Origin of the sequence: Occallatibacter savannae, assembly GCF_003131205.1 — a bacterium.
GTDB lineage: Bacteria > Acidobacteriota > Terriglobia > Terriglobales > Acidobacteriaceae > Telmatobacter > Telmatobacter savannae.
In genome coordinates this window covers 609,448-624,904 of sequence record NZ_QFFY01000001.1, presented here as the reverse complement: position 1 = coordinate 624,904, position 15,457 = coordinate 609,448, and the positions used below count along the sequence as shown (strand labels likewise).

Below are 15,457 nucleotides of genomic sequence, written 5' to 3'. Positions count from 1 at the left end.
CTTTAGAGACCACTAACGATGGTAGTCAAGGAATTTGTGTCCAGTAAGAGCGATCTGAAGCAGGGGCTGGCAGGTTGTGGGCTGCGTACGGGCGATGTCGTGTTTGTGCAGGCTTCGTTGCCGGCGATCGGGCAAGTGGAGGGCGCGAGTTCAGTGGAGGAGAGCTGCCGGCTGCTGCTCGAATGCCTGCTCGAGGTGATTGGAAGCGAAGGGACACTTCTCACGCCGGCATTCACTCATTCGTTCGATCGGTACAGGGCATTCGACAAAGAGAACACTCCTGCTCTGGCGGGGCATGAGGACGGTCAGGCAGAATTTGCGGAGGTTCTGCGCAGGTATCCAGGTGCAATCCGGTCGGAGGATCCGATCTATTCTGTGGCCGGAGTCGGTCTGCTGTCAGAGAAGCTGCTTTGCGGCTTGCCGAATACCAGCTTTGGTCCGGATAGTGCGTTCGAACGCATTCTGAAGGCGAATGCAAAGGTCTGCCTGATCGGCGCGGCTCTGGAAGACCCTGTCCTCTTCGATTTCGTAGAGGGGTCAGCTGCGGTTCCTTGGAGATATAAGAAGCTCTTTACAGGGCAAGTGGTGCGCGACGGGAGGATGCAGCGACAGGGCTGGATCGCTTCCGTTCAGAACGAAGCGTTGGCTGGAACGGCTGCGGAGATCCGGAAGCGTATTGCGTCCGAGAGCCGGAGATGCCTTCAGATTCGGCCATTTGGAACGGGCGAGATTGCTGTGGCGGAGATGACGAATCTCTGTGAGTTGCTTAGCTCTGAAGTGTCGATGGCAGCCGGAGAGTTGCGCTCGAGCGGCAGGGAAGCGGGTGAACGGCGGGATGTGCAGCTGCCACCATCGGCTTCAATGAGCGAGATGATCTCTGCGCTGTGGCGCTTGCCGAGGGACATCGTTTCTGACGGCTATGACACGGCGATGCGTGCGCTGGCGACGCAGGTTCCGCTGGAGATTCATGAGTACCCGACGGGGACAGAATGCTGGACTTGGCTCGTGCCGGAGAAGTGGACGTGCCGCGACGCGCGTCTTGAGACACTCGACGGTCGAGTTTTGTTTTCGTATCGCGAGAATCCACTGCACTGCGTGTCGTACTCGCTGCCGTTTGATGGCGTTGTGAAGAGCGATGAGCTGTTCAATCATCTGCACACGCACCCGAGGCTTGAGGATGCAATTCCGTTCATCTTCAAGTATTACGAGCGCGACTGGGGACTCTGCTGCAGCAAGAATCTCAAGGACAGTTTGACAGATGGGGAATACCGGGTCGTTATCGACTCGGAGTTTAGCTTTGGCACTTTGAAAGTGGGCGAATGCATCGCTCGCGGCAAAAGCGAGAAGACTTTTGTCTTCTGCGCTCATTTGTGCCACCCGGGAATGGTGAACGACGATCTATCGGGTGTGGTGGTGGGCATCAAGGTGATGCAGGAGCTGCTGAAGCGGACGGACCCGCGCTATACCTATCGGTTCGTGATCTTGCCTGAGACGATTGGGTCGGTGGCATATCTCAGCCATAACGAGCAGCTCATTCCAAATATGGTCGGCGGGCTATTCCTCGAGATGCTCGGGCTCGACAATCCGCATGCGCTGCAGCTTTCGTTCGACGGAAATACGGAGATGGACCGCTGCCTGTCGCGAGTGCTATCAGAGTCGGGTGAGACAGGATGGATTGGCGCGTTCAGGACGGTTGTGGGGAATGACGAGAGGCAATTTAACGGGCCCGGGGTGCGGGTGCCGATGCTCTCGTTGTCGCGGGTACTTCGAGAGAGATCCAATGGCTGGCCATACTACCCGGAGTACCACTCGAGCCGTGACACGCCGGAACTTGCATCGGAGGCCAGGCTGCATGAATCATGCGAGCTTGTGCTTCGAATGGTAGACGCGATTGAGACGAATGAAGTGCCGGTGAACTTGTTTCGGGGTGAGGTCTTCTGCTCTCGCTACGGTATTCACATCGATGCGTACTCAAACCCGGAGGGGAATCGAGCACTCTTTGACGTGCTTTTCCTCGTTGACGGAACTCGGTCAGTTAACGAGATCGCAAGGATGTGTGGGATTTCCGCCGAATCGGTCCGTTCGGTTCTGGATGAGCTGAGCAAGCGGGGGCTCATCGCGTATGCGCCTCTGTAGGAAGGCCTGAAACCGATGCGCATTCTGGTCGGCACTGGACTGAATCAGGGCGAAGCTGAATACAAGAATTTCGGCGATGTAGCCATGTTGCAGGTTGCGGTTTCGCGGCTGGCGGAACTCTGGCCTGACAGCGACATTCTAGTTCTAACCGACTCAGAGGATAATCTTGCGCGTTTCTGCCCTAAGGCGAAGGCGTGTTGCCGTGTGGGCGCGGTGACGTGGCTGAGCGACGGGGTGATCACGGGCCCGCTGCACCTCCACACTCCCGATTGGATTACGGCTTTGATCAGAGGGACGAAGAGGTGCATTCGAAGGCGTGCGCCGGGGTGGATCAGCTTTTTGCTTCGCAACCGGTTCCGCCTGCACGACGGCGAGGGAAGAGGGCCCAAGACAGAGGCGTTTGCTCGTGAGCTGGAGCGCTGCGATCTGCTGGTGATTGCGGGTTGCGGAGGGTTTGCCGACAGTTGCCGGGAGTGGAACGTCTTCGCGTTAAATCTCATCGAGGCAGTGCTAACTCGCAGGAAGCCGGTGGCGCTTTTCAGCCAGGGGCTTGGTCCGATCTCGGACGAGGAGACGCTCAACCGCATGGGAGAGGTTCTGCCGCAAGTGCGGCTGCTCGCTTCGCGGGGAACGCAAGGGGCCGAGGTGCTGGCTGCTCAGATTGGCGTCTCTCACGACATCTTTGTGACAACCGGGGATGACGCTGTTGAGCCTGCCGCAAGGCAAGGATCCGAAGATGTCGGGCACGGCGTTGGGATTAATCTTCGGATTGCTCCGTACTCAGGGATAACCGACTCGCATTCGGATTTGTTGAGCCGGTGCCTGCGCCAGTTCGCGACACAGCAGGGGGCTGATCTCGTTCCGCTACCGATTGCGGTGCACCAGACGGCCGACGATCGCGACAGCATTGCCAAGATCCTGGGCGACGGTTTGACTGCGGATACCATGGCACGCCTCGATTCTCCAGAGGCCATCTATCAAGAGGTAGCAAAATGCCGCGTTGTTGTCGCGGGAGCGTATCACGCCGCGGTCTTCGCGCTCGGACAGGGAATCCCGACGATCTGTCTCTACGGAGCCGAGTATTATAAGGCGAAGTTTGAAGGCCTGCAGGCACTATTCGGAGAGGGATGTGCGGTGATCGACTTGCATGAGGCGGATTCGATGAAGAAGATACAAATTCTTCTTGAACAGTTCTGGGATGGGTCAACGGAGTTGCGCGTCGAGCTTAGAGCCAAGGCCAGGGGCCAGGTGGAGGCGAGCCGAGATGCCTACCGGCGCTTGCACGACTCGCTCGAGACAGGCGAGACGGCGAGCCAAAGTGAGCCTGCGTGATGTCAATTCCCTAATTTGGCGCATGAGGGCGGTCGGCTTTCCGTTAAGCTATCAGCATCATGAAAAACATCTCAGAGCGCGCAAGGCCGAAGCGAGTATTGGTGTTTTCGCCCTATGCGCTCTGGACGTTCCATTCTGTTTACGAGGGGACGATTGCAAAGGCCTGCCGTGCACGCGGGGCGGACGTACGCTACCTGCTCTGCGATGGACTGCCGGAATGCGATCAACACTGGTTCTCCAAGGCAGGCGGACCCAGACCTGATGACATTTGCCAGCGCTGTCAGGCTGCGTCCCGAGGCAATGTTGGTCCGACTGGATTCGCGAGTGAGTGGTTAAGCCAATATGTTTCCCGCAAGGAGCGGGAGGACGTAACGACCTGGGCGGCGGGGCTTGAGCCGGAGGCTTTCCGTTCGGTGTCGTTTCGCGATTGGCCTCTGGGTGAGTGGGTCATTTCGTCAATGAACTCCTATTTCAGGCAGTTCCCGCCTGATCTTGCGTCAGAAGCGGTAGTGAAAGTGTTCCGCAATTTCCTGGTGAGTGCGGGTACGGTTGGAATTGCACTTTCCAACTATCTGGACCGGAACGAAGTGGATTCGGCGATCGTCTTCAATGGCCGCCAGTCGATCACGCGGGTAGCGATGGAGATATGTGTCGCGCGCGGAGTGAGGGTACTTACGCACGAGCGCGGCGAATACCAGCGAGAGCACGTGAATGTGCGGGCAAATGCTCACTGCATGAGTCCGCTTCCGTTTGCCTTATTCTGGAGAGAGTGGGGGAAAGTTCCTCTTACTCGTGAAGCTCTCGCGGCCGCACGCATGTGGCTTGTTGAACGGCGGTATGGTGCTAACCCTGCGTGGATTCAATTCAGCAAGACGGTTGGCGGGGACTCGGTACGAAGCCGGCTTGATATACCGAAAACCAACCGCCTGATCGCACTTTTCACATCCTCTACGGATGAGGTTGCGGGCGATCCTCTGATGCAGGGTCCGTATGCGTCGCAGGAGGATTGGGTACGGGATGTGATCGAGTGGGTCAGCAAAAACCCGAGTATTCATCTCGTCATCAAGGTTCACCCGAACCTGGCGGGGAACACCTATATCGGGGCAGCGACTAATGAGCTGAATTTCTATCAGCGCATTCGCCCGGACCTGCCGAAGAATGTGCACATGGTAATGCCCGAAGACAACGTGAGCGCATATACGCTCACGGACGAAGCGGATTTCGGGCTGACCTTCGGATCGATCGTCGGTCTCGAAATGGCGTTGATCGGCAAGCCTGTCCTGCTTGCATCTCGCGCGATCTACGAGCACGCTTCGGCGATCCTGACGGTTCGTTCCCGGCAAGAACTGCCCATGTTGCTGAAGAGTCTAATGGAGACTCGGGAAACGCGCGAAATTCAAAGGCAGGCCTTCCGAATCGCTTACTACGCGATGTGCGTGTGCGATATGCCGTTTCCTCTGGTCAAGGTTGAATCGCTCTACCACGCGCGCGAGACTCTCCAGAGCCTCGAGGAACTGGAGCCGGGGAATGATCCGTCTCTGGACCGGATATGCAGATTTCTCGTGGAAGACGGTCCTCTGTTCGAGCAGCCATCCGCGGCCGATCGTGCCCGGACAACGGCTGAGGAGGATGTCTTTCTGGATGAACTCGCAAGTTTGCCGCATTCGTTCAGGGAAGAACGGCTCGAGCGTTGGATTAGGCTTCGGTCGATGGGGCGAGCCGTGAAAGGAGTCCTGATTCGGCTCCCGTTTGGATTGGGTGAACGGGTCTTGAGGGTGAGCCGGCCCGGATGGCACTCCATGCTTAAGTCAGTCGAGGTGGGGAAAGTGACTGCGAACAAATGAGCAGTTCTGTCGGGCTATCATCGGCAGCGGAGTCGCGCCAGGGAGAATCGGAATCCGTGGCCGTCGGGCCGGTGCAAGTGGCGTATGTCCTTGCTGTGATTGTGCTCGCCGGAGCGGGCATCTGGCTTCGTGCGGCTCATGTCGATGCGCAAAGCATGTGGGCCGATGAGGGCTACACCACGTGGCTGACGAAGTACCGCTTTGCCGCGATTCTCAGCGTGCTGCCGAACGACAATCATCCTCCGCTTTACTACTTTCTCCTTCATGTGTGGCGGAGTGTGTTTGGCAGCAGCGTGTTCGCCATGCGGGGCCTTTCGGTGATCGCTAGTGTATTGTGCCTACCGGTTATTTACGTGCTCGGCAGGAAGATCTTTCAGAGCTGGCTTTGTGCTCTCATTGCGCTTGCGTTTGCGTCGATCTCCTTTCTCCCGATCTGGTATGCACAGGAAGTTCGCGGATACGCGCTGCTTGAGTTCGAATCGAGTGTTTGTGTACTCTCCATGATTTTTGCGCTGGAGAAGATGGCTCCGATCCGATTGTTGCTTGTCAGTCTATTCGGCGCCGCGGTGCTCTACACGCATACGATGACGCTGTTTTACATTCCGGGTTTTGTGATCTTCTGGATGATTTATCCGTCGGCGTTGTCCAAACGCCAGAGACTGAATTACGGAGCGGCGGCAAGCGGTATTATGCTTCTGATCTATGCCCCGTGGATCAGCATCCTTCGGCAGCAGATCCGGGGCGTTCACTCAGACTTCTGGGCGGTAAGACCGGGCCTGACCACTCTTCTGGATGTAGTCTGCTCGTACTGCGGGGTTGCGACGCACGATCTGCAAGTGGCATTTCGCACACACTTGCCAGGAACAAAGTTGTTTGGCTTTATGACGTGGGTGCCGATCGTGATGCTTGCGCTCGGGTTCGGCCTGTATCAGGGGCTGAGTCATCAGAAGAATGATGTCCGCCGGAAAGCGCTTGCGATGGCGGCGATCTCGGTGCTGCCGATCGTGCTCGCATTTGTGGATAGCCGGGTGCTTACGCCGATCTTCATCGACCGTGTTTTCATGGGAGCGGGAGTTTTCCTTCCGCTCGTATTTTGCTTCCCGGTGGCGTTCTCAGCGGCTCGCAACTTGTCGTTGCGCCTGACACCTGTGGTTGTGGTTCTGATGATTGCAGGGTTGTCCTGCGCAGTGAGGCATGAGAAACGGGATGATTGGCGCGGGGTCACCGAGTATGCCTTGAACCTTCCTGTGCCACACAGGGAGGTATTTGCTTTTCAGCCGTTTTGCCAGATGCTGATGGACTACTACGCGAATCGTTTGCCGAATCCAGTGGAGAGTGTCGAACTAAGTGGGCTCATGACAAAGGCGGGCCTTGAGGACGAGGCAGATCCGAAGCCGCATATTCCGGTGCTTGCAAATGCCGATCCGTTGGGCACGCTAGGCGAGGAAATTGACTCGCATCGATATGCAGAAATCGATGTCGCACTTCAGATGTACAGGCTTACGCCAGGACTACTCGCGATGCCGAAGTTCATGGAGACGCATTGTTCATCGATGTCAGTGATTGATTTTGGCGGAATCCGCGTGACACGCTGCATGCTGTCGCAGCACTGAGGGTGCCCGAAGGCCTTTTCGATGATCGATATTTCGGTGATCCTGTGTACTTATAACCGGTGCGAGAGCCTGGCGCGGGCGCTGGAAAGTCTGGTTGCCATGAACGTGCAGTCGACCACGAGATGGGAGATTCTCGTGGTTGACAACAACTCCAAAGACAGTACTGCAGATGTCATTGATGACTTCCGCAAGCGTGATCCAGAGCGTATTCATCGCATCTTCGAGCCCTCACAGGGGAAGTCCTTCGCTTTGAATGCCGGGATTCAGGCGGCGAAAGGCAGGGTTCTGGCCTTCATCGATGATGACGTTGTAGCCAATGCCTCGTGGCTGCAGCGCCTGACTGCAGACATTGTCAGCGGCAAGGCTGCGGGCGCGGGCGGAAAGATTCTGCTCGATCCGGCATTTGAAGCTCCGTCGTGGCTTTCGGTTGATGGTCCGCAGTCTCTCGGGGGAATGCTCGCAGTTTTCAATCTGGGCGACGAGCGCCGCTTGCTCGACCGACCGCCTTTCGGGACGAACATGGCATTTAACCGCTCTATGTTTGAGAAGTACGGATTGTTTCGCACCGATATGGGTCCGGCGCCGGGGAGCGAGATCAGGAATGAAGATGTGGAGTTCTGCAGGCGATTGATGAATGGGGGAGAGGTGCTTCAGTACGAACCGGAAGCGATCGTCTACCACGCGGTTCCCGAACGACGCCGCAGGCCGGAGTACTTTCTCCGATTCTGGTTCGACCATGGGCGAGCCATGGTTCGGGAGTGCGGAGCAAAGCGCTCAGTTCTGGGGATACCTGGCCGATATCTCAGCATCGTAAAGGCAGCCTGCTGGGAGATGCCGATCTCCGCTGTGAAGTGGCTGTCAACGCGGGACGCCAGGACGCGATTCTATCGGAAGGGCTGGCTCTGGATGCTCGCCGGAGAGATATCGGAATGGCGGCACTCGGGCGCGGGGCGCGGAACAGCCTTTGAGAGCGCCCCGAAGTTGAAGAGCGAGACCCTTTCACGTGATTCCTAGAATGGCAGCGAACAATACTATGAACCGCTCCGCTGAGAACATGTCCATTTCGGTGATTTTGTGTACCTACAATCGATGCCAGAGTTTGAGGCGGGCCCTGGAGAGTGTAGCCGCGTCCAGGATGCCGGAGAACGCGGTCTGGAAAATTGTCGTTGTCGACAATAACTCTTCGGACGCGACTCCGTCGGTGGTGCGCGAATTTGAAGCGAAGCATCCGGGAAGGTTTCGGTACATCTTCGAATCAAAGCCCGGAAAGTCGAATGCCCTGAATCGGGGCATCGCGGACACGAACGCAGAGGTTCTGGCCTTCATGGATGACGATGTAATTGTCGATCCCGATTGGCTCTGGAATCTCACAAAGATTTTCGAAGACGAGAAGTATGTCGGCTCCGGCGGCGTCATTTTGCCGGAGACGAATTTCAAGCAGCCGAAGTGGCTGGACACGTCTTACCGTTATTCCCTTGCACCGCTTGCGATGTTCGATCTCGGTCCGAAATCCGGAGAACTTCGAGAGCCTCCATTCGGCACAAACATGGCGTTCAGGCGCGAGGTGTTCCGCCGATTTGGAGTGTTTCGCTGCGATCTCGGTCCGCATCCGGATTCGGAGATCCGCGGTGAAGACACGGAGTTTGGAATGCGAGTGCTGCAGGGAGGGGGACGGCTGTGGTACGAACCCGCGGCTGTCGTGCACCACGAGATTCCGCAGAAGCGTCTGAAGCCTGCGTACTTCCTGAAATGGTGGTTCGATAAGGGGCGAAGTGAAGTACGTGAGAATGGGTCGCGTCATGGTACCCGCTGGGTTGTTGCGAACGTGCCTCTTTCTCTGTTTCGTCGGGTTCTGGTGTGGACAGCGCGCTGGATGTTGACGTTTCAATCTGCTCCGCGCTTTACCGCAAGACTGCGTGTGTGGCAGCACTGTGGAGCGATGACTGAATACCGTAGTCTGGCTAGATCTCGCATCGGCGCAGACTCGCCCGCGGCGGGTGTTGCGACAGGGCAACAACAATGAAGGTCGCGGTGATTGGGGCGGGAATCGTTGGGCTGGCGACGGCACACCAGATTGTTTGCCGTTATCCGCGGGTCAAGGTCCTCGTGCTCGAAAAGGAGAGTGGTCCTGCCCGGCATCAGACGGGAAACAACAGCGGGGTTTTGCACTGCGGGCTTTACTACAAGCCCGGTTCGCAGAAGGCGAAGCTTGCGGTGCAGGGCATCCGACGGATGGTGGAGTTCTGCCAGCGCCATGCGATTCCGCACGAAATTTGTGGAAAGCTTGTGGTGGCTACGGAGGCAGAAGAGATTCCGCGGCTGCACGCACTGCTGGAGCGGGGCACAGCGAATGGCTTAGAAGGCCTCCAGTTGCTGGCGCCCGAGCAGATCCGAGAATATGAGCCTCATGCCGCGGGTCTGGCTGCGATCCGAGTGCCTCAGGAAGGAATCGTAGACTTCAAGGCCGCGAGCCAGGCAATGGCTAACGAGATTGCAGCGCACGACGGAGAGGTCCGTTACTCGGCCGAGGTGAAGGGGCTGACAGAGTCGACTGGTTGGCGCATCTCTACGACGGCTGGAGATTTCGAGGCTGATTTCATCATCAATTGCGGCGGGCTCCATTGCGATCGCATTGGCAGGATGGCGGGCGATCGCGACGACACACGTATCGTGCCGTTTCGCGGCGAGTACTACAAACTGAAGCCCGAGAGCCAGCACCTTGTGCGCAATCTGGTCTATCCGGTTCCCGATCCTAAATTTCCATTCCTCGGCGTTCACTTTACCCGCCTGATTCATGGAGGCATTGAAGCGGGTCCGAACGCTGTGCTGGCATTTGCACGCGAGGGGTACCGTCACACCGATGTGCGCGTGCGCGATATGCTGGCCACGTTCACATATCCGGGATTCTGGCGATTTCTGCTTCGATACCCATCGATGTGCTGGGACGAATTTCGAAGGTCGTTCAGCAAGGAGCTCTTTTGCCGGTCGTTACAGCGGCTGGTGCCGGAACTGCAGATCTCCGACCTGACGCAAGGCGGTGCGGGCGTTCGCGCACAAGCTCTATCTCCTGCCGGAGAGCTACTCCAGGACTTCTACTTTGTGCGGCAGCGCCAAGCCCTGCATGTTCTAAATGCGCCCAGCCCCGCAGCCACTGCTGCGCTGGCGATCGCCGACTCTGTTGTGGATCAGATGAGCGAAGCGCTCGAAGCCTGAGGGAATGAGGGCTGCGAGCGCTGGGCATCAGCTTTGCTGAGGCTACGGAATCGTAACCTCGGTGGGGTTGGATGGACCGCTCTCCACGCCATTGGCATCGACACTCTTTACAACGTAGTCGTACGTTGAGCCGCTTTGAACTGCAGTGTCGGTGTAGCTGGTCTGCGGATCCGCCGTCACCAGCGCAGCGAAGCCTGAAACATTTGCGATGGCGCGATAGATGTTGTACCCGACTATTGCTTGCCCGGAGTTCGTAGGCGCGAGCCAGCTAAGCTGAACCCTGTGCTGGATGGGTGATTGAATGCCGGACGCTTGCAAGCTGACTGCAAAGGTCTGGGTGGCGCCACCGGATGCGGCGGTCAACGTGACGTTTTCCGCGGCCGGAACAGCTGATGCAATGGCCGTAAACTGAGCGGTTGTAGACCCTGAGCCGACCGTGATCGAAGCCGGGACCTGGATGTCGGGACTCGAACTGCTCAACGTAACTGCGACGGCGCTCGGCGCAGGGTTGCCGAGCTGGACCGAACACGTTGCTGACGTTGGACCAGTGAGCGTCTGGGCGGAGCAAGAGATGCCGGCCAAAGTTGCAAGAGCGGGATACAGCGTAATTGCAGCTGTTTTCGCTACTCCGCGGGATTGAGCCGTGATCGTGGCGGTCGCTGTTTTCTGTACGCCGGGCGTGACCGCATTGAATGTTGCTGAACTCTGGCCGACGGTGATCTGGACCTGCGCGGGAACCTGAAGTGCGGCGTTGTCGCTGGAGAGCTTGATGGTGATGAGGGTGAGTGCCGGGGCGTTCAGGGATATCGAGCACGGTCTGGACTGCGGGCCGGTCAGCGACTGCGTGCCGCAAGATACGGCGCTAAGCGCCTGCGAAGCGGCTGAACCCACACCCTTGTAATTCAAGCTGCCGCATCCTGTTACGAACGCGACGCCGGCGACGAGAATCAAGAGGCCAGCGAGCTTCGAATAGCTGTTTGATCGATGGAGATTGTGAAGAGCCGCTAGAACTGAACTGAATGAGTTTGAATGCGGACGGGTTGTTTGCTGGGCAACAAGTTTGCGGGCGTTGATTGCTGGCCGAACCTGAGACTGGTACATCGATTTCTCCTCAGCAGGCGCCTGCGCGCCTCTGGTTGGGCCCGGCGTGCTTCAAAGACGTTCGCTGAGATGAGAATGAAAGATGGCAGAACCACTCAGAGAACGGCGGCAGCCGGAAATCGTGCTTGGATAAACTGAAGCGCTCGCGCTTCAGACGTGCATTTTTGGCGCTAGCTCTCCTCTCTTCCCGATGTACTTTGCAGCCCGGACACACATCACCTGTCCCGTGCCGTCTCGCTCGTGCGAGCGACGCAGCAAGGTGTCGAGACTGAACTAGATCTGGCTGGTGTTCTTCTGGATCGCGGGACAATTCCAGCAGGCGATCGTGTGGAAACAGCCCCTCTGGGGATCTCGCACAGATGCCGCATCAGCAGGGAAATCCTGACTGAACAGATGAGCGAGCCCTTAGAGTTGAAAGTCTAGCTAAGTAGAAGCAAGAGAATGACCAAAGTTGATGATGAAGTTACTTTAGTGGTACGCCCCTAAAGTCTTCACTTTCCCTTGAATTCAGCCTGGATTTCCACAACTCGCTCAACGGAGCGAGTGAGCAGAGCCGTGTAAATGTTTCCGTGCTGAGTATTATCTACAAAGTAAATGAGACAGCGGTTCATATCGGTTGCCGCTCGTCCTCTTCTGCAGTTCTTGCTCGATGACTGCTGCGGGCTGAAACGTTCTTGTGATTCTGATCACTAGATGGCAAAGCCCTTCATTGCGGAGAGAACGTAGCGGCGTAAGCCGGAACCGGCTTCTACTCCTTGAACGTTCTCCGCTTCCTCCGCCGACGAGGCCGATCACGAAGGAGATCGTCATCACGCTGCGGTCGACGCAGATTCAGTACTCTGCGACGGTGATGCTGAATTTCCGTCCTTGACTTGGCCACACGTGTCCGTCGCTACGTTGAGGCTGAAGCACCCGCTGAACGTACCGCCCTTGGTTTGGGAGTAAGGGTCTCGAATTGAGGTGAAACTCGTAAAGTTTGAAAGGGGCGGATCGTCGATCCGCCCCTTTCTTTTGCAAGACGTTCATTTTCCTGACCGGTCGCGCAAGATGCGGAACGGTCGTATCACGTAGTAGAGGGGCTCAAGCGCCTTCGGCAGTTTGATCGCGGCGCGGTCCCTTTCATTGGGCTTGAGAATCGCGGGCGAGAACAGGCAACGCATCCTGTCACGGAATCCGAGAATGCGCAGGAAGTAGGGAACTGGGCCGCCGGGCACCGCTCCGGGGCTTTGGAAGATATGCGATACAAAGAACGTTGCCATATTCTTCGCGTCCTCATCGGCTTCGAACGAGGTGAGAGCGGGCAGCGGCACGTTTGCGCCGGCCAGGTTGGCCAGCAGTACACCGAGTGCGAGGCATCTTTCCAGGCCCACGCGCCTGGCCTCTCGCCGGGCGAACTCCCAGTCGAGAGCAGGCTCGCTTTCAATGAGCATGGCTACATCACAGACCCAGATCCATCGCGACCAGGCGTGTTTGCTTCCGTGCATGCACAGGACGAGAAGGGAGCAGACCGGATCGAGACTTGTCACATCGGCACCGGCAACGGTGATCGACTTCCTTCGAGGCCAAGCCCAATCGAGACCAAGGTTGTGGCGGTATCGCGGCTGGGTCAATTCGAGCCGCCAGCGCAGCTCCAGAATCATGCCATCGGCAGGACGCTCGAAGTGATATTCGAAGTAGTTCTCAGCTTCGGGAGAGCCATCTTCGAGGGTCGACGTCTTCAAGACGTACTGCCGTTGCTGCAGAATCTGGCTTGCGCGGTTGAGGTCGTCGAAGCGAATGAGCAAGTCGAGATCGCCGGCTGAGCGCAGCGTCATGTCGCCGTAAGCTGAAGCGGCCAGGACAACACCCTTGAACGGGATTGCCGCGATGCCCGCCTGCTGGAAAGCGTCGAGCACCCCGAGCAACTCCTCTGCATTGGTCATGCAGTGGAATGCGTTGCGCTCAAACTCGGTCTTCATCTGCTGTAGTGCTTCAGGCGGAACAAAGTCAGCAAACTCAACTCGACGGTAGAGGATCGGCAGGAGACCGTGGCGGCGGGCATGTTCTATGACGAGGTCCCAATGTGTTATTTCTTTGGCACGTTCGGCGATCGCCGCGGAGGTGGCTTGCGACTCTGGCGTGGCTACGGCGCGCAACAGATCCAAGGTGTTCCGATCGATTTGCTGCATACCTGCCTTTCGCCGATTGAGTGATGTAAGCCCATTGTTTCGCAGATTGCCTCTGGATGGAGATGTCAGCCATAAAGCAGGCAATCCAAGGTGGTTAGGCGATGCCCGGAAAGTACCTCAGGCAGGAGGTTACCATCACTCTCTTTGAATTACTTGAGACCTGTAGGTTTCGCAACATCGTGCTGTTGCTCTTCTTTTGTTGTGAGCTATTCTTCTGGGGTAGTCGCTGCACCAGAGACACGTAGCAATTGCTGAAGAGGAGAAGTCTCCATGAAGGTTGAGCGCGTGAATTGCGGCAATCTTGCCATTAACACAATGCCCGATGGTTCTCAAATCATTCGAAACTCCGATGACAACACCGTTCTGGCCTTGAACCCGACAGCAGCTGCTGCGTGGGAAGCATGCGCCGGAGCGAACACCGTTGAGGAAGTGGCAGAGACGATGAGGCGTTCTCTGAATCCTGCCGTGACAGAAGAATTAGCAGAAGCATCGCTTCTGGAACTCCAGGACAAGAAGCTGGTCTCCATCAGCGGTTCAGGTTTCAAGGCCACGCGCAGGCAGATTCTCGCGGGGCTCGGCGCCGTTGCGCTTCCGCTGGTCGTGTCCCTCACCGTGGGCGAGCAGAAGGCACACGCAGAACATGCGAGCTCGTTGAAGGAAGACTTTGATCGGCCGCGCGCGAACGTTCCCAAGAATCAAAAGCGTCCTTTCTAGGAACGACTTTGATCTCAGATTTACCGGGTGGGTGCAAGTCGATTTACTTTTGATGTCTTTGCCCTGGATCAGCCAAACTTCGTTCCATTCCTGGGTTATGGAGCGGGCTTAGGCAAGCGATGTCGAAGATGGCGGCCGAACAACGGCCGCCATCTTCATGTGTGCTTCAGGTAGGCTGGTTCTCATGAAAGCAAGGAGTAGCATCGAGTTCGTCATCGACGCGTTCGATTGCAAGGTTAGTGTGCGTTCAGACAGCGAGGCGACGCTGGAGTGTCTCAACCAGTTCCTGCTGCCGGCGCTGCCGCGCAGCGCAGTCTCTCGCGAGCCGGCGGAGATCGCGATTTCCGTACTGAGTGAAAAAGAGAAGCTTGCAATCTTTGTGGATGGGGTGCAGGTATCGTTTGCCAATACCCTTCAGGATGCGGCCCTTGGCGCAGTCAAGGCGCTGGATGAAGCAATTGTGCGCAAGCTGAAAAGACTGCGTCCGGTGCATGCGGGCGCAGTGGTTCTTCATAGGAAGGCGCTACTGGTGCCGGGGTCTTCACGCGCGGGAAAGTCGTCGCTCGTGGCTGAGCTCCTAAGCCGCGGTGCGGCACATTTGTCGGACGAATACGCTCTCGTCGATCAGGACGGGCGCGTGCACGCGTACCCTCGGCCGCTGCTGCTGAGGAATGGCAGCCCGAAGCAGACGCTGGTGCTGCCGGCCGAACTCAAGGCTTCCTATGCTTCTGAAGCAGCACCAGTGGGAACGATTGTGGCGGTTGAGTACGCCCCGGAAGGATCGTGGAAAATTGAACGGATATCGCATGGAGAGGCGGTCATGCTTCTGTTGCGGAATACTCCCCATGAGATGGGAGAGGCGCCAGAAATGATTGATTTCTTCACGAGGTGTGTGGCTGGGGCTGACTGCTATGCGGGAACACGCGGCGATGTGGTTGAAGCGGCAGACCGGATTCTTGAACTCGTAGGCGACAGCAAATAGCGCCGCTCATTTCGAACGGCGCCATCGGACTGGCAAAGGCAGCTAAGGGATGGAAACAGTGGTCGTGTTCGAGGGCGAGCTTTCGATACCGGCGGAGTCGATGCTCGTGACGTAGTAGTCGTAGGCAGTGGCACTCTGAACGCCACTGTCGGCAAACGATGTCTGAGAGGTCCCTGAGCTCAGAGCTGCGAATGCTCCCGAGCCGCTGATCGCGCGATATACCTTGTAACCCGTGATCGATGTGCTTGAGGAATTGGGAGCGCTCCATGCCAGGTCTACCTGGTGAGGATTGGCGGTTCCGCTAAGCCCGATGCTCACGGTTCCGTTTGTCGCAGATGTGCTTGAAATCGCCAG

Annotated in this window: 12 protein-coding genes; 9 read left to right on the top strand and 3 right to left on the bottom strand. The window is 57.3% G+C overall.

Annotated features, from left to right (window positions below; genetic code table 11):
- Window positions 1–18 precede the first annotated feature (18 nt).
- From DHV10_RS02755 to lhgO, 7 genes are read left to right on the top strand one after another with little or no spacing between them, the layout of a single operon-like run.
- A complete protein-coding gene (locus DHV10_RS02755; RefSeq protein ID WP_109484774.1) occupies window positions 19–2,136 on the top strand; it encodes a DUF4910 domain-containing protein in 2,118 nt (705 codons plus the stop codon).
- A 15-nt stretch (window positions 2,137–2,151) separates the two neighbouring features.
- Window positions 2,152–3,468 carry a polysaccharide pyruvyl transferase family protein gene (locus DHV10_RS02750; RefSeq protein ID WP_109484773.1) on the top strand — a complete coding sequence of 439 codons (1,317 nt, stop codon included), beginning with the start codon at window positions 2,152–2,154 and terminating at the stop codon, window positions 3,466–3,468.
- Between the two features lie 59 nt (window positions 3,469–3,527).
- Complete coding sequence (locus tag DHV10_RS02745; protein ID WP_109484772.1) at window positions 3,528–5,312, top strand: hypothetical protein; 1,785 nt, start codon at window positions 3,528–3,530, stop codon at window positions 5,310–5,312.
- Window positions 5,309–6,925 (top strand): glycosyltransferase family 39 protein, encoded by a 1,617-nt coding sequence (locus tag DHV10_RS02740; RefSeq protein WP_109484771.1) that lies wholly within the window; start codon window positions 5,309–5,311, stop codon window positions 6,923–6,925. Before DHV10_RS02745 ends, DHV10_RS02740 begins: the two co-directional genes overlap by 4 nt.
- Window positions 6,926–6,946: 21 nt before the next feature.
- Window positions 6,947–7,939, top strand: a complete 993-nt coding sequence (locus DHV10_RS02735; RefSeq protein WP_109484770.1) for a glycosyltransferase family 2 protein — start codon at window positions 6,947–6,949, stop codon at window positions 7,937–7,939.
- Between the two features lies 1 nt (window position 7,940).
- Entirely contained in the window at window positions 7,941–8,948 is a 1,008-nt protein-coding gene (locus tag DHV10_RS02730) for a glycosyltransferase (RefSeq protein ID WP_109484769.1), read from the top strand.
- The gene (gene lhgO, locus DHV10_RS02725) at window positions 8,945–10,138 is read left to right on the top strand and encodes an L-2-hydroxyglutarate oxidase (RefSeq protein WP_109484768.1); all 1,194 of its coding nucleotides are present in this window, start codon (window positions 8,945–8,947) and stop codon (window positions 10,136–10,138) included. The genes DHV10_RS02730 and lhgO overlap by 4 nt, the downstream gene beginning before the upstream one ends.
- Before the next feature lie 42 nt (window positions 10,139–10,180).
- On the opposite strand, the gene DHV10_RS02720 is transcribed toward lhgO, so the two are convergent.
- Window positions 10,181–11,239 carry a fibronectin type III domain-containing protein gene (locus DHV10_RS02720; RefSeq protein WP_109484767.1) on the bottom strand — a complete coding sequence of 353 codons (1,059 nt, stop codon included), beginning with the start codon at window positions 11,237–11,239 and terminating at the stop codon, window positions 10,181–10,183.
- A 1,022-nt stretch (window positions 11,240–12,261) separates the two neighbouring features.
- Window positions 12,262–13,407: a nucleotidyltransferase domain-containing protein gene (locus DHV10_RS02715; protein ID WP_109484766.1), complete on the bottom strand. Its 1,146-nt coding sequence runs from the start codon at window positions 13,405–13,407 to the stop codon at window positions 12,262–12,264.
- A 270-nt stretch (window positions 13,408–13,677) separates the two neighbouring features.
- Here DHV10_RS02715 and DHV10_RS02710 point away from each other — a divergent pair, with 270 nt between their 5' ends.
- Both DHV10_RS02710 and DHV10_RS02705 read left to right on the top strand, forming a co-directional pair.
- Window positions 13,678–14,121 carry a PqqD family peptide modification chaperone gene (locus DHV10_RS02710; protein WP_109484765.1) on the top strand — a complete coding sequence of 148 codons (444 nt, stop codon included), beginning with the start codon at window positions 13,678–13,680 and terminating at the stop codon, window positions 14,119–14,121.
- Between the two features lie 184 nt (window positions 14,122–14,305).
- Complete coding sequence (locus DHV10_RS02705) at window positions 14,306–15,103, top strand: hypothetical protein (RefSeq protein ID WP_109484764.1); 798 nt, start codon at window positions 14,306–14,308, stop codon at window positions 15,101–15,103.
- Window positions 15,104–15,145: 42 nt separating this feature from the next.
- Here DHV10_RS02705 and DHV10_RS27660 read toward each other — a convergent pair whose 3' ends face one another.
- Window positions 15,146–15,421 (bottom strand): fibronectin type III domain-containing protein, encoded by a 276-nt coding sequence (locus tag DHV10_RS27660; protein WP_239461262.1) that lies wholly within the window; start codon window positions 15,419–15,421, stop codon window positions 15,146–15,148.
- Window positions 15,422–15,457 lie beyond the last annotated feature (36 nt).

Coding starts and splice junctions, on each gene's coding strand:
- DHV10_RS02740 (WP_109484771.1), top strand. CDS start 5,309: ATGAGCAGTTCTGTCGGGCTATCATCGGCAGCGGAGTCGCGCCAGGGA.
- DHV10_RS02710 (WP_109484765.1), top strand. CDS start 13,678: ATGAAGGTTGAGCGCGTGAATTGCGGCAATCTTGCCATTAACACAATG.
- DHV10_RS02720 (WP_109484767.1), bottom strand. CDS start 11,239: ATGTACCAGTCTCAGGTTCGGCCAGCAATCAACGCCCGCAAACTTGTT.
- DHV10_RS02750 (WP_109484773.1), top strand. CDS start 2,152: ATGCGCATTCTGGTCGGCACTGGACTGAATCAGGGCGAAGCTGAATAC.
- DHV10_RS02715 (WP_109484766.1), bottom strand. CDS start 13,407: ATGCAGCAAATCGATCGGAACACCTTGGATCTGTTGCGCGCCGTAGCC.
- DHV10_RS02745 (WP_109484772.1), top strand. CDS start 3,528: ATGAAAAACATCTCAGAGCGCGCAAGGCCGAAGCGAGTATTGGTGTTT.
- DHV10_RS02735 (WP_109484770.1), top strand. CDS start 6,947: ATGATCGATATTTCGGTGATCCTGTGTACTTATAACCGGTGCGAGAGC.
- DHV10_RS02755 (WP_109484774.1), top strand. CDS start 19: ATGGTAGTCAAGGAATTTGTGTCCAGTAAGAGCGATCTGAAGCAGGGG.
- DHV10_RS02730 (WP_109484769.1), top strand. CDS start 7,941: ATGGCAGCGAACAATACTATGAACCGCTCCGCTGAGAACATGTCCATT.
- lhgO (WP_109484768.1), top strand. CDS start 8,945: ATGAAGGTCGCGGTGATTGGGGCGGGAATCGTTGGGCTGGCGACGGCA.
- DHV10_RS02705 (WP_109484764.1), top strand. CDS start 14,306: ATGAAAGCAAGGAGTAGCATCGAGTTCGTCATCGACGCGTTCGATTGC.